Raw genomic sequence first — 13585 nt, forward strand, 5'->3', positions numbered from 1 at the left:
ACTCGCTCACCTCTGCAGTTCTGCCGGCTGCGTCCCTCCGACCGGCGGGCGGGCCGGTTAAAGGTGTCCGAACCCCACACGGTACCGCGCCCGCCTTCGCCGGACCGCGCTTGTTCCCGCATCGGCGGGCGCTATCGGCGAAGTGCGGTGCGTCCGGGGGGCGGCGCGGGCCTGCCGGTGCCGCCGCGCTCGGGTCCGAGAACGCCCGCAGAAATCGGCCAAATCCGGCTGTAATGTCACAAGCTTCAGATACAACAACGGGGGAATGGCATTGAACGTGCGGGACACACCGCCCTGATGCGCCCGCGAAAGGGAGGCCCATGCCGCAGTTGGCGATCGACGCGACGTGTCTTCCGCAGTACGACAAACTCGACAAGCCCACGCGCGAGCGCCTGCTCGCGGCCACCCGGAAATTCCGCGAACTCTCCCTCGACGCCCTCCTCGCCCACCCCGACCTGCGGATCCGCTCTCTGCCCAAGGGACAGGACCCGCGTATTCGCACATTCCGCATCAGCGACTCCTGGACCGGTGTAATGCTGGCTCCCGAGTCCGGCGAGACTTTCCTCCTCGTCCATCTGCTGCCCCGCGATTCCGCCGAGGACTGGGCCGAGGACCAGCGCCACGACGTCAACCCGGTCATGGGCACCCTGGAACGCCGCGACGCCACGGCCTTGGAGCAGGCGGGCGGCGGCGAGCCCGCCGCAGCCGCGGGCGCAGCCGCCGAGGCCGCGCCGGGGCCGACCGCGCCCCCGCCGGCGGCCCCGCCCGAACCCGCGTCCTCGACCGCACCCTCCAGCGGGCTGCTGTTCGACCACGTGAGCGACCGCGACCTGCAACTGCTGGGCGTCGACCCCGAGATCCGCGACTTCGCCCGCACCGTCACCACCGCCGCCGAACTGCACGGCTGGGCGCCCGCGCTCCCCCAGGACCAGTACGAGGTGCTGCGCGCCCTCGCCGAGGGCCACTCCGTGCAGCGGGTACGCGACGAGATCGTCGTGCCGCGCCGGCCCGCCGTGGGCGCCGTGGCCCCCGACGACTACGACACCGCCATCCGGCACACCCGCGAACGCGTCATCGTCGTCAACGACAACCAGGAGATCGAGGACGTGCTCGCCGGCGAGTTCAACGCCTGGCGGATCTACCTACACCCTGCAGCGGGACCTGGCCTACCGGCCGCGGTTCAACGGCCCCGCGAAGGTGTCCGGCGGGCCGGGCACCGGCAAGACCGTCGTGGCGCTGCACCGGGTCAAGCACCTGGCCGAACACCTGCCGCTGGGCGGCCGGGTGCTGCTCACCAGCTTCACCAAGGCCCTGGTGGAGTCGCTCAAACGCAACCTCGCGCTGCTGATGCCGCCGGAACTGGTCGAGGACGTCGACGTCCTCACCACCGACAAGCTCGCCCTGGACGTCGTACGGGAGGTCCACCCCGAGATCCGGCTGCGCACCGACACCCGCGGAATGTTCGCCAACTACGCCAAGCACCACCGGCTGCCCTGGCCGGTCGACTTCCTGTTCTCGGAATACCGCCACGTCATCACCGCGCGGGGGATCACCACCCTGGAGGGCTACCTCGACCCCGACGCCCGGGCCGGGCGCACCACACCCCTCAACGCCGACCAGCGCCGCGAGGTCTGGCACGCCATCAGCAGTGTGCGCGCCATGATGCGCAACAGCCGGCAGCTGCCCGCCGAGGACCTGCACGCCGAGGCCGTGCGCATCCTCGGCGAGCGCTCCGAGCTGCCCTACACCAACGTTGTCGTCGACGAGGCCCAGGATCTGCACCCCGCCCAATGGCGCACCCTGCGCGCCGCGGTCCCCCGCGGACCCGACGACATGTTCATCGCCGGCGACAACCGCCAGCGCATCTACGACAACACCGTCTCCTTCCGGCAGCTGGGCATCGAGATCGTGGGCCGGTCCTTCCCGCTGCGGGTCAACTACCGCACCACCGAGCAGATCCTGACCTGGGCCGACGGCATCCTCCGGGGACGGCCGGTGACCGAGCTCGGCGACTCCTCGGCCACCGAACCGCGCGGGACCGCGCGCTGCGTGCTCAGCGGCCCCGAACCCGAGCTCTACGGGGCGCCCGACGAGCCCGCGGAGCTGGACGCGCTGGCCGAACGCGTCCGTGCCTGGCTGGCCGACGGCATCGCGCCCGCCGACATCTGCGTGACGGCACGCACCAACCGGCTGCGCGACTCCGTGGCCGCCCACCTGCGAGCGCGCTCCCTGCCCGCGGCGATCTTCCACCCCAGCCGCCACTCGATCACCGACACCCCGCAGAGCGTGCGGGTGACCACCATGCACGGGGTGAAAGGGCTGGAGTTCCGCGCGGTCGCGGTGTTCGCTGCGACGGCCGAGACCCTGCCCCAGCTCGACTACGTCACCAGCGCCGCTTTGGACGAGAACCAGCACCAGGCCGACCTGGACGCCCAGCGCTCCCTGCTGTACGTGGCCTGCACCCGCGCACGCGAGCGCCTCTACGTCAGCTGGCACGGCACCCCGAGCCCGTTCCTCCCGCTGTGACAGACGGGATGTCGGGCCGGGGCGGGGCGCGGGCAGTGGGGAGGGCGCACGGCATGCGGTCACGGCGGCGGAAGCCGCCGCCGGAACGGCTCCGGCCGACCGCGCGCCGCCGACGACCACACGGGGGAAGGCGATGCTCGACCAAACGGCCATCCAGGACTTCTTCGACACCTACGGCCGCGCCGTTGCCGGAGGCGACCTCGACGGCATCGCCGCCTGTTACTCGTATCCGGCCCACATCGCGGGTGATGCGCAGAGCATCGCGGTCGGGGCTCCCAACGAGGTCAAGGACGCGTTCGCCGGAGCCGCCGAGCAGTACCACCGGCGCGGGCTCTTCGACGCCGTGCCCCGGGTGCGCAGCGCCGACGCGCTGACCGAGTCGCTGGTCTGGGCCGACGTCCGCTGGTCCTACACCGACGGGAACGGCGCCGAGCAGGAGTCCAGCGCCTTCCGCTACGTCCTGCGGGTGACCGCGGAGTCGGTGCGGATCTGCGTGGTGATCGCCGCCGAGGAGTGAGCTCTGCGGCCGCGCGTTTGCCGTGGCAGGGCGAGGCAGGCGGCATGACCCTCCGCACATGATCGCCCGGGTCAGCGCGGAGACGATCAAGAACGCCGCCGAGACCGGCCGACTGCGGGCCATGCGGGCCGCCTCGGCGCAGAGACGCCCCGCATCGCCGTGCCCGGGGCGGGGATGGGGGTGGGTCATCGGTGCGCCTCCTCGCTGATCCGGCAGGCGGCGCGGACCGCGGCCGCGATGTCGTGGGGACGGTGGAGGTCGCGCCAGGTGAACCGGAGCAGGACCAGGCGTTCGGGCGTGCTGACCATGCGGTTCTGCCGGCGGCGGTCGGTGAAGAGCGCCTCGGGCAGGGTGTGCGGTGCCCGGCCGTCGGCTTCGGCGATGACCCCCCGGCTCGGCCAGGCGAGATCGGCGCGGCCGGCGAGTGTGCCGTCGGCCCGGTAGACCGGATACTGCAACGTCTCCGGCGGCACCCCGCCGTCGTGGCAGACCAGCCGGATCCGCGACTCCAGGCTGCTCTGCGCGCGCCCGTCGGCCAGCGACCACCACGGGCGGGTGCGGACGGCGCCGGGGCGGCCGGCGTTGGCGGCACGGAGGGCCGGCAGCAGGTCGGCGGTGACGGCTCCCCGGTGCAGTGCGGAGTCGATGACGCTGACGGCGGTGTGGCGGTCGGACACGACGACGAGGTCGCGCAGTGTACGCCCGGGCGTGGTCAGCCGGATGCCCCTGTACAGCGCGATCTCGCCGGGCGCCGGCCGCCAGGCGTGCCGGCGCACCATGGGCCCCGCCGCGCCCGACCCGCCGCCCGCGGCGATGTGCAGGCGCTCGCCCCCGGTGCCCGGCGAAAGGCCGTGCAGTCCCCACAGCCGTGCCGCCGTGGGGCCGACCGCGACCGCGTGCGAGCCGAGCGCCAGCTGCACCGCCATGACACGTGCCTCCAGCGGGGGTTCGGCGTCGGCGCCGACCGGATGGAGGAAGTAGACGCCGGTGCGCACCCGCTGCCATCGGCGCCGGCGCACCAGGCGCGCGATCCGGCCCGGCGTGATGCCGCAGTGCAGCGCTTGGGCGCGCGTGACGACGCCGTGCTGCCCGGCGGCGAGCCCGTGGACGGCGGAGAGGCGAAAGTGTTCGGGTCCCGGCATATTTCCAGCACACCCGAGTGCGGCCGGTCCGCACAACAGCGATCCGCCCGCCTGTGGAAAACCCGTGGCCCGAACGGTTGCCGGGCTCCGGTCGGGCCCCGACCGCTCACCGGGCCGCGGTCGGCCCGCCGCCCGCGCGCGGCCGTCCCCGCCGCTGCGGTGGGCGGGGCGGATCGCCGGCCGCCAGGCGGGCAACGTACTCCGCGATCTTTCGCGCCCGGGTCTCGGGCCGCTTGGCCCGCTGCAGCGCGTACAGGATGGTGAACCGGCCGGCCCGGTCGAGGCCGGCGAAGGCGCTCGCGGCCGCCGGGTCGGCGTCGAGCGCCTGCTGCAGGTCGTCGGGCACGCGCGCCGTGCTCGGCGGTTCATAGGCGGCGTCCCACCGCCCGTCGGCCTTGGCCCGCTCGACCTCCTGCAGCCCCGCAGGCCGCATCCGGCCGGCGCGGATCAGCTCCTCGGCCCTGTCGCGGTTGATCCGCGACCACACGCTCCGGGGCCGCCGCGGCGAGAAGCGCTGCGCCCACCATCCATCGGGGGAATCCTCCGCCGCGCCGGCCTGGCCGTCGATCCAGCCGTAGCACAGGGCGAGGTCCAGGGCCTCGGAACGGGTGACGGAAGGCGCCGGCGTGCCCTTCTTGGGTAGGGCCAGCCAGACGTGGTCGGCGCTGCGGTGGTGTTCGTCCAGCCATGCCGCGAAGTCCTCGGCGGTGGCGAACACGAGAGGGCGGTCGGTCATGGTCTGCCTTCTGCCTTCCGAAGGTGCGGGACCCGGGCGGTGTACCGGCAAGTCTGCCCCGGACCGGTGACATTCCAACAGTGTGCGCCGGAGACCTCCGAAGCCCTCCGGCCGCCGGGACGCCGCCGGCGAAGCGCGAGCGGGCGGCGGCGCCGGGTCCGGGGCTCACCGGTCCCCGCCCCGCCGGCAGGTGGCGGCGCATCCCGCGGCGGTTCCGGTGCGAGGTGCGGCGGCGGGTGAAAACGCACTATTGTCGTCCGCCGTGAGCACTCCCGTCCGCGATTTCTTCTCCGGTGTCGGCATCCTGTTCCAGGGCGCCGGCATGGTCGTCCGCAACCCCCGGCTGTTCGGGATCGGCATCATCCCGCCGCTGATCACGTCGCTGCTGTTCGCGGCCGCCCTGGTGGCGCTGCTGTTCAACATCGACGGCCTGTCCGCGTGGCTGACCCCCTTCGCCGACGGGTGGTCCTCCGGGGCGCAGACCGCGGTGCGCGTGGCGGCGGGCGTGATGGTCGTGGCCGCGGCCGTGCTGGTGATGGTCGTCGCCTTCACCGGGCTGACGCTGGCCCTGGGCTTTCCGCTCTACGACAAGATCGCCGAGATGGTCGAGGACGAGCTCGGCGACGCCCCGCCGGAGGCCGAGGAGTCGGTCATGGCTTCGGTGACCAGGTCGGTGCGCCAGTCGCTGGGACTCATCCTGGTCTCGGCGCTGGTCACGGTTCCCCTGTTCATCGGCGGGTTCATCCCCCTGGTGGGCCAGACGGTGATCCCGGTGGTGTCGGCGATGTTCGGCGGCTGGATGCTCACGATCGAGCTGCTCGGCGCGGCCTTCGACCGGCGCGGGCTGCGCCGCGTCAAGGACCGGCGCTCGGCGATGGGGCGGCGCCGGATGCTGGTGTTCGGCTTCGGCATCCCCAGCTACCTGCTGCTGGCCATCCCGTTCCTGGCGATCGTGGTGTTCCCCGCGGCCACCGCGGGCGGCACGGTCCTCGCCCGCCGCCTGCTGGAGTCCGCCCCGCCGCGGCACCGGCCCGGAGCGAGCTACCTTCCGCCCAGCGCTCCGAGCGCCCATCCCGGTCCGCCTGCGCACCCCGGTCCCGGCCCGGTCCCCGGCCCTCCCCAGGGGCCGCCGCCCGGCTACCCGCCGCCGACGCGCTGAGGCACGCCGCGGGCGGTCGGCGGCCGTCCGGGCTCCCTCTCGCATGCCCCTACCGCCACTGCCTATGTGGCTTGATGGTTACGTCTTTATTACCCGAGGTTGCGAAATCCTGTGACTCGGGCCACGCTAGGAACGCCTCTGGGTTAGTCTGGCGCAAGTTGGGAGCGCTCCCAAAATCTGGGAGCGCTCCCAACCGCACAAGAAACCCCGAACGTCCATCCCCCGACCAGACGCCCCGGAGCGTCGACCCCATTCCCCGTCCTCGACATCCCCCATCCGCCTCCCCGGTCGCCTCTCGCGCGGCCACGGAGGCAACCGCACCAAAGAGGAGTGCAATGGTGAACCTTGCACGCAGAATCGCCATGATCGGCGGGGCCGCGACCCTCGCCGCCGGCTTCGCCGTGGCGCTGCCCACGGAGCCGGCCGCCGCCCACGGTGGATTCACCTTCCCCGCCACGCGGACCTACGCCTGCTACAAAGACGGCATCGAAAACGGCAGCGGCGGCAGCCTCAATCCGCAGAACCCCATGTGCCAGCAGGCCCTCGCGGAGAACTCCTACGGCTTCTGGAACTGGTTCGGCAACCTGATCAGCGACGCCGGCGGCCGGCACCGCGAGATCATCCCCGACGGCAAGCTCTGCGGCCCCACCGAGAACTTCGACGCCTTCAACGCGCCCGGCAACTGGCCCGCCACCGAGGTTCAGGCCGGTGCCACCGTCACCTTCGAGCACAACGCCTGGGCGGCCCACCCCGGCACGTTCACGCAGTACATCACCAAGGACGGCTGGGACCCCAGTCAGCCGCTGGGCTGGGACGACCTCGAAGAGGTGCCCTTCGACGAGGTCACCAACCCGCCGATGCGCGAGGGCGGCGTCGAGGGCGCCGAGTACTACTGGCAGGCCCAACTGCCCAACAAGAGCGGCCGCCACATCATCTACTCGATCTGGCAGCGCTCGGACAGCCCCGAGGCCTTCTACAACTGCTCCGACGTGGTCTTCGGCGGCGACGGCGGTGGCGGCGGCACCGAGGACACCCAGGCGCCCACCGCGCCCGGTGCGCCCAGCGCCGACTCGGTCACCGCCGACTCGGCCGAGCTGAGCTGGAGCGCCGCATCCGACAACGTGGGCGTGGCGCGCTACGAGGTCCGCGACGCCGCGACGGGCGAAGTCGTGGCACAGACCTCCGGGTCCACTTCGGCCACGGTCAGCGGCCTGCAGGCCGAGACCTCCTACAACCTCCACGTGGTCGCCTTCGACGCCGCGGGCAACGCGTCCTCACCCTCACCGGAGGTGACGGTGACCACCGCCGGCGGCGATACCGGCGGAGGCGGCAGCGGCGAGTGCACCGTGGACTACAGCATCGCCAACGAGTGGTCCGGCGGCTACACCGCCAACGTCGCGCTGACCAACGCCGGCGGCTCGGCGATCAGCGACTGGTCGGTCAGCTGGGACTTCACCGACGGCTCCAGCGTCACCAACGGCTGGTCGGCGGAGTTCGAGCAGCAGGGCACTCAGGTGACCGCCTCCAACAAGAGCTGGAACGGCAGCGTGGCAGCCGGCGGATCGGTGTCCTTCGGCTTCAACGCCGAGAGCAGCGGCGCCGCCGTCGAGCCGACCGCGTTCGAGATGAACGGCGCCACCTGCGCCACGTCCTGAGCCTCATGAACCAACCCCGATAATCCCGCGACCGGGGGCGGCAGGGCCCGGTCACGGGATTCACCCGGGCGGGAAGGCGGACGTGCGTCGGGGCACCGCCTTCCCGCCCCTCTTCCTCCTCCGGGGCGGAAAGGCCGGACCCGAGCACAGCGGGCCGCCTTCCCGCCCTCACGCATGTCCGGCGGCGGTGCCCGTCACCCCCGGCGCTGATCTCGTACCTGTGGTCACTCGTGATCGCTCACAATGACCGCAGGTACAAGATCGGCGCTACAGGGGAGGATGGACTGCTAGCGCAGGCCGGGGGCGCGGCGCAGGGCCGTTTGGATCATCCGCTCGACCAGCGCCGGGTAGTCCAGCCCCGTCGCCGCCCACATCTGCGGGAACGCCGACGAGGGCGTGAACCCCGGCATCGTGTTGATCTCGTTGACGTAGACGCGCCCGTCGTCGCCGTAGAAGAAGTCGACCCGGGCGAGCCCTTCGCAGCCCAGCGCCTCGAAGGTGCGCGCGGCCTCGCGGCGGATCTCGGCGATGACCTCCGAGGGCAGCTCGGCCGGGATGGTCAGACTGCTCGTGGAGAGGTACTTGGCCTCGAAGTCGTAGAAGTCGAACCCGTCGGCGACGTGGATCTCGGCGGGCAGCGAGACGTCGGGGGCCCCGCCGTCGACCGACTCCAGCACCCCGCACTCGACCTCGCGCCCGGCGACCGCCGCCTCCACGATGACCTTGGGGTCGTGCCGGCGCGCCTGCTCCACGGCGGCGGTGACGGCGTCGGTGTCCGCCGAGTCGGCCACCTTGCTGATGCCCACGCTGCTTCCACCGCGCGCGGGCTTGACGAACACCGTCCCGCCCAGCTCGGCGATGTCGTCCAGGACGCGCTTGCGCTCACCGCGCCAGGCCCGGTCGGGCACGGCCACGTAGCTGCCGGTGGGGATCTGGTGCCCGGTGAACAGGGTCTTCATGAAGACCTTGTCCATCGAGGCGGCACTGGCGAACACGCCCGCACCCGCGTAGCGGGCGTCCATCATCTCGAACAGACCCTGGATGGTGCCGTCCTCGCCGAGGGGGCCGTGCAGCAGCGGCAGCACCACGTCGAACCCGCCCAGCCGCCGCGGCCCGTCGCCTTCGTCGACGAGGAGGTCGGCGGCGCCGCTGAAGGGCACCGCCAGCCGGGGGCCGGAGGCGTCGACCTCGGGCAGCCGGCCGTCGACGATCGCGAGTTGCGCGGGGTCGGCCGAGTACAGCACCCAGGAGCCGTCGCGGGCGATCCCGATGGGCACGACTTCGTACTGCTCGCTGTCGATCGCCGAGATCACGCCCCCCGCGGTGACACAGGAGATCTCGTGCTCGGGGCTGCGTCCGCCGAATATCACGGCGACCCGGATTCTACGCTGCTCGGCCATGCTGCCTGACCCTATCTCGCGCTCGTCGGGCTCCGGAACCGCTCGGTTCCGGCTGCCCCGGTTCATTCCGTTGTCGTGTGCCGGCACCCCGGTCCGCCGCCCGGCGCGCCGCCGCGGCGCCGGCTCACCGCGTACCGCCGCCGCAGGCGTCCAGGGCGGCCAGCGCATCGGCGACGAGGTCGCCCGCGTCTTCCAGTCCGATGGAGAACCGTACCGCCGCGGGGCCGATGCCTGCGGCACGCAGCGCCGCGTCGCTCATCTGCCGATGGGTGGTCGAGCCGACGTGGCCGGCCAGCGTGTGGGTGCCGCCCAGCGACGCCGCGATCCTGATCGTGCGCAGCGCGTCGGCGAAGGCCGTTCCCGCCTCCCGGCCGCCGCGCGGGGTCACGGTCACCACGGCGCCGCGGCGCCCGGCGTCGAAGAGGCGGTCGGCGAGGTCGTGCCCGGGGTGGCCGGGCAGTCCGGGGTAGTCCACCCGCTCCACGGCCGGGTGCTGGGCCACCGCCGCGGCGAAGGCGGCGGCGGTCTCGCACTGGCGGGCGACCCGCAGCGGCAGCGTCTCCAGGCCGCGGTGCAGCAGGAAGGCCTCGTCCGGCGCGAGGCAGGGGCCCAGGTCGATGCGGGCGGAGCGCACCGCGGCCATGAGATCGGCGTCGCCGACCGCGACGCCGCCGGTGGCGTCGCTGTGCCCGCCGATGTACTTGGTGGCCGAGTGCAGGACGATTCCGGCGCCGTGCTCCAGCGGGCGGCACACCGCGGGGGTCGCGAACGTGGAGTCGACGACCAGGACGGCTCCGGCCTCCTCGGCGACGGCCGCCAGCGCGGGCAGGTCGGAGACGGTCATGGTGGGGTTGGACAGGGTCTCGGTGAAGACCACCGCGGTCTCGGGGCGGAGGGCCGCGCGCACGGCGGCGGTGTCGGTGATGTCGACGAAGTCGGTCTCGACCCCGAACCGGCGCAGCAGGCCGTCCAGCAGCGAGTAGGTGTTGCCGTAGATGGAGCGCGAGGCGACGACGTGCGCGCCGGCGCGGGTCAGGGCCAGAAGCGTGGTGCTGACGGCGCCCATGCCCGAGGCGAAGGCCTCGCCGTGCACCTCGCGGTCGCAGCCGGCCCCCTCCAGCGCCGCCATCGCCGCGGCGAATCCGGTGGCGGTGGGGTTGTCGATGCGCGCGTAGGAGTAGCCGGGCGCCTCGCCGGCGAGCACGTCGGCGTAGTCCTGCGAGGAGGCGAACTCGTAGGTGGTGCTGCGGTGGACGGGTGCGCGCAGCGGGGGCTGCGGTGGGGCGGGCGGGGCGGGCAGGCCGAGGGCGCGCGTGTTCTCCCCGTGCTGGTGCATCGTGTGGCGGCTTTCGGTGATCGGCGGTGTGCGGTGGTCCGGCGGCTCGCCGGCGGATCCGGGCGCGCGGGCGCCCGCGTCAGGGGCGGCGCCCGCAGGGGCGCGGCCTCAGATGCCGTAGCGCTCGGGTTTGGCCGTGCGCGACATGAACGCCGCGAGCGCCTCGGCGGGCGAGAGGTCGTGGTGCATCATCGCGACGACCGACTCGGTGATGGGCATCTCGACCCCTGCGCGCCGGGCCAGCTCCAGCACCGACTCCGAGGACTTCACGCCTTCGGCGGTCTGCCGGGTCTGGGCGATCACCTCGTCGACCGTCATGCCGGAGCCGAGCTTCTCGCCGAAGGTGCGGTTGCGCGACAGCGGCGACCCGCAGGTGGCCACCAGGTCGCCGAGCCCGGCGAGCCCGGCGAGGGTGTGCTCGTCGGCGCCCAGCGACACGGCCAGGCGCACGGTCTCGGCCAGGCCGCGGGTGATGAGGGAGGCCTTGGCGTTGTCGCCGAATCCCATCCCGACCGCGACACCCACGGCCAGGGCGATCACGTTCTTGACCGCGCCGCCCAGCTCGACGCCGACCAGGTCGGTGGCGGTGTAGGGCCGGAAGTAGGCCGACTTGCAGATGTGCTGCAGCCGCACGGCGGTGGGCTCGTGCGGGCAGGCCATCACGGCGGTGGCGGGCTGGCGTTCGGCGATCTCGCGGGCGAGGTTGGGGCCCGAGACGACCGCCACCTGCTCGGCGGGCACGTCGAGGACCTCCGTGACGACCTCGCTCATCCTCCGGCAGGTGCCCAGTTCGATGCCCTTCATCAAGCTGACGAGGACGGCGCCGGGCTCGATGTGCCCGCGCCAGGCGGCGAGGTTGTCGCGCAGGGTCTGCGAGGGCACGGCCAGCACGACGAAGTCCGCGGCGTGCAGCGCCTTGGCGGGGTCGGTGGTGGCCGCCATGGCCGGGTTCAAGGGGATGCCGGGGAAGTAGTCGGGGTTCTCGTGGCGCTGGTTGATGGCATCGACGATCTCGGGGCGCCGCCCGGCCACGACGACCTCGGCGGCGCCGGCGTCGGCCACCACGTTGGCGAACGCGGTCCCCCAGGAACCGCCGCCCATCACCGCGACCTTGGTCATGCGCTCCTCCCCCCGTCGTGTCGCGCTCCCGCTCACGTGCGGGGCGTCCCCTCGCTGCCGGAGCCGTGCTCGCCCGCGCCGTCGGGCGCGGTCGGGGCGCGGCCGCCGCCGTGGGCCTCCGTATCGCCCGCCGTGCCGGCGGCGGCGGGGTCTGCGGCGGAGCCCTCGTCGGCCGCGGCGACCTCGGGCGGCCCGGAGCCGCCGGGGGCGGCCTGGCGGGCCTTCTTCATGTCGTAGGGCTCGGCGGGCGGCACCTCGCCGCGCAGTCCGGCCTGCAGGTCGGTGATGGCCCGCATGATCTCGGCGGTGGCCTCCTTGAGCACGGTGGAGGTGAGCGGCTTGTCGCGGTAGGCCGAAAGGTCCACCGGCGGGCCGGCGATCATCTGCACGCGCTTGCGCGGGAAGGGCCGCAGCTTGGCGGTGCCGTAGCGCAGCAGGTGCTGCTCGCCCCAGTGCGCCAGCGGGACGACGGGCACGCCGGTGCGCAGCGCGAGGCGGGCGACGCCGGTGCGCGCGGCCATCGGCCACAGGTCGGGGTCGCGGGTGCAGGTGCCCTCGGGGTAGAAGATCACCGAGGCGCCGTCGCGGGTGAGGGCGGTCTCGGCCTCCTCCAGCGCCTTGATCGCGTCGGTGCTGCCGCGCTTGACCGGGATCTGGCCGGTGCTGCGGGCCACGGCGCCCACCACGGGGATGCGGAAGACGGCGTCCTTGGCGGTGAAGGTGGGCCAGCGGCGGCCGCCGATGTAGAGGTAGTGCGAGATGGTCAGCGGATCGGCCATCGACAGGTGGTTGGCGGCGATGATGACGCCGCCTTCGGGCGGGATGTTCTCCTGGCCCTGCCACTCCCGCTTGGTGACGGCCGCCATGATCGGGCGCACGATGGCGGCCACGACCGCCTTGACCCACCGCGATTCGCGTTGCTGTGCCACGGACTCCTCCGATTCGACCTGCCTCGCCGCTGCGCGCCGGGCCCGGCGGTGACCGGCGGCCGCATGCGGCCGGTCCAGTCTAGGCGTCCGGGAAGATCCCCCATGTCGCGCCCGTTGCACCCGGCGGGCGGACGGTGCGGCCGCGGCCGCACCGCGCTGCTTCGGGCGTGGGCGGCGGAGGATGCGCCCGGCCGTGCGCGCCGCGCGCCGCCGGTGCCCGCGGCGGCATAACCTGCCTGCGCAGCCGTCGGGGGCGCAGGGGTGAGCGAGTCGAGGAGGGGCGATGGCGCCGCTGGAGCAGGACAGGCTCTGGTCGCTGGTGGTCCCGGTCAAGCGGTTGGCGCAGGCCAAGTCCCGGCTGTCGGGTGCGCCTGGACTGCCGCGCCCCGAGCTCGCCCTCGCGGTGGCCTGCGACACGGTGATGGCGGCGCTGGCCGCCGAGCGGGTGGGTGCGGTCTTCGTGGTGACCGAGGACGCGCGCGCCGCCTCCGCGCTGGGCGCGCTGGGCGCGCGGGTGGTCGGCGGTGAGCCGGGGACCGGGCTGAACCCCGCGCTGGAGCACGGCGCCGCCGCGGCGGCGGGCGCCCGGCCGTCATGGGGGCGCTGCGCGCTGTCGGCGGACCTGCCCGCGCTGCGCCCGGGCGAGTTGGACGGCGTCCTCGCTCAGGCGCAGGCCGCCGAGCGCTCGTTCCTCCGCGACGCCCCCGGGATCGGCACCACGCTGTATGCCGCGCGGGCCGGCGCACACTTCGCGCCGGCGTTCGAGGGCGCCTCGCGCGATCGGCACCTGGCGAGCGGCGCCGCCGAGCTGGACGGCTCGGCCGCGCCGAGCGTGCGGCGCGACGTCGACACACCCGCCGACCTGCACGAGGCCGCCCGGCTGGGCGTGGGGCCGCATACGGCCAAGCTGCTGGCGCGGGCGGGGTGGTGAGCGGCGGTCCCCGGCGGGCCGCTCGGCATCGGAACCGCGCACGGGCCGCCGCCTGCCCGGCACACTCCCGCCGGCCGAGGCGCTGTGCGCCGCCCGGCCGGGTGCGGACACACGAACGCCCGGGTCCTCTCGGGG

Annotated in this window: 10 protein-coding genes and 1 pseudogene; 5 read left to right on the top strand and 6 right to left on the bottom strand. The window is 73.6% G+C overall.

Going from position 1 to position 13585, the window contains the following annotated elements; translation table 11 throughout:
- Positions 1-320: 320 nt before the first annotated feature.
- Positions 321-2526: pseudogene (locus FZ103_RS26215) on the top strand (3'-5' exonuclease).
- Positions 2527-2659: 133 nt separating this feature from the next.
- Positions 2660-3043 (top strand): hypothetical protein, encoded by a 384-nt coding sequence (locus tag FZ103_RS16070; RefSeq protein WP_156002298.1) that lies wholly within the window; start codon positions 2660-2662, stop codon positions 3041-3043.
- 185 nt (positions 3044-3228) lie between these two features.
- On the opposite strand, the gene FZ103_RS16075 is transcribed toward FZ103_RS16070, so the two are convergent.
- Both FZ103_RS16075 and FZ103_RS16080 read right to left on the bottom strand, forming a co-directional pair.
- The gene (locus tag FZ103_RS16075; protein WP_156002299.1) at positions 3229-4185 is read right to left on the bottom strand and encodes a type IV toxin-antitoxin system AbiEi family antitoxin domain-containing protein; all 957 of its coding nucleotides are present in this window, start codon (positions 4183-4185) and stop codon (positions 3229-3231) included.
- 106 nt (positions 4186-4291) lie between these two features.
- A complete protein-coding gene (locus FZ103_RS16080; RefSeq protein ID WP_156002300.1) occupies positions 4292-4921 on the bottom strand; it encodes a YdeI family protein in 630 nt (209 codons plus the stop codon).
- Between the two features lie 262 nt (positions 4922-5183).
- Between FZ103_RS16080 and FZ103_RS16085 the strand changes: the two genes are divergently transcribed.
- The gene (locus FZ103_RS16085; protein WP_186356380.1) at positions 5184-6080 is read left to right on the top strand and encodes an EI24 domain-containing protein; all 897 of its coding nucleotides are present in this window, start codon (positions 5184-5186) and stop codon (positions 6078-6080) included.
- 335 nt (positions 6081-6415) lie between these two features.
- Positions 6416-7735: a lytic polysaccharide monooxygenase gene (locus FZ103_RS26080; protein WP_343233562.1), complete on the top strand. Its 1320-nt coding sequence runs from the start codon at positions 6416-6418 to the stop codon at positions 7733-7735.
- Between the two features lie 287 nt (positions 7736-8022).
- Here FZ103_RS26080 and FZ103_RS16095 read toward each other — a convergent pair whose 3' ends face one another.
- From FZ103_RS16095 to FZ103_RS16110, 4 genes are all read right to left on the bottom strand, one after another.
- Entirely contained in the window at positions 8023-9135 is a 1113-nt protein-coding gene (locus tag FZ103_RS16095; RefSeq protein WP_156002301.1) for a D-alanine--D-alanine ligase family protein, read from the bottom strand.
- Between the two features lie 124 nt (positions 9136-9259).
- Complete coding sequence (locus FZ103_RS16100) at positions 9260-10471, bottom strand: PLP-dependent aspartate aminotransferase family protein (protein WP_156002302.1); 1212 nt, start codon at positions 10469-10471, stop codon at positions 9260-9262.
- Positions 10472-10579: 108 nt separating this feature from the next.
- Positions 10580-11590 carry an NAD(P)H-dependent glycerol-3-phosphate dehydrogenase gene (locus FZ103_RS16105; RefSeq protein ID WP_156002303.1) on the bottom strand — a complete coding sequence of 337 codons (1011 nt, stop codon included), beginning with the start codon at positions 11588-11590 and terminating at the stop codon, positions 10580-10582.
- A 32-nt stretch (positions 11591-11622) separates the two neighbouring features.
- A complete protein-coding gene (locus tag FZ103_RS16110; RefSeq protein WP_186356381.1) occupies positions 11623-12519 on the bottom strand; it encodes a lysophospholipid acyltransferase family protein in 897 nt (298 codons plus the stop codon).
- A 283-nt stretch (positions 12520-12802) separates the two neighbouring features.
- On the opposite strand from FZ103_RS16110, the gene cofC reads away from it, so the two are divergent.
- Positions 12803-13450 (top strand): 2-phospho-L-lactate guanylyltransferase, encoded by a 648-nt coding sequence (gene cofC, locus FZ103_RS16115; RefSeq protein ID WP_156002304.1) that lies wholly within the window; start codon positions 12803-12805, stop codon positions 13448-13450.
- Positions 13451-13585: the final 135 nt, after the last annotated feature.

It is taken from the genome of Streptomonospora sp. PA3, from assembly GCF_009728995.1.
In the GTDB taxonomy this organism is placed as follows: domain Bacteria; phylum Actinomycetota; class Actinomycetes; order Streptosporangiales; family Streptosporangiaceae; genus Streptomonospora.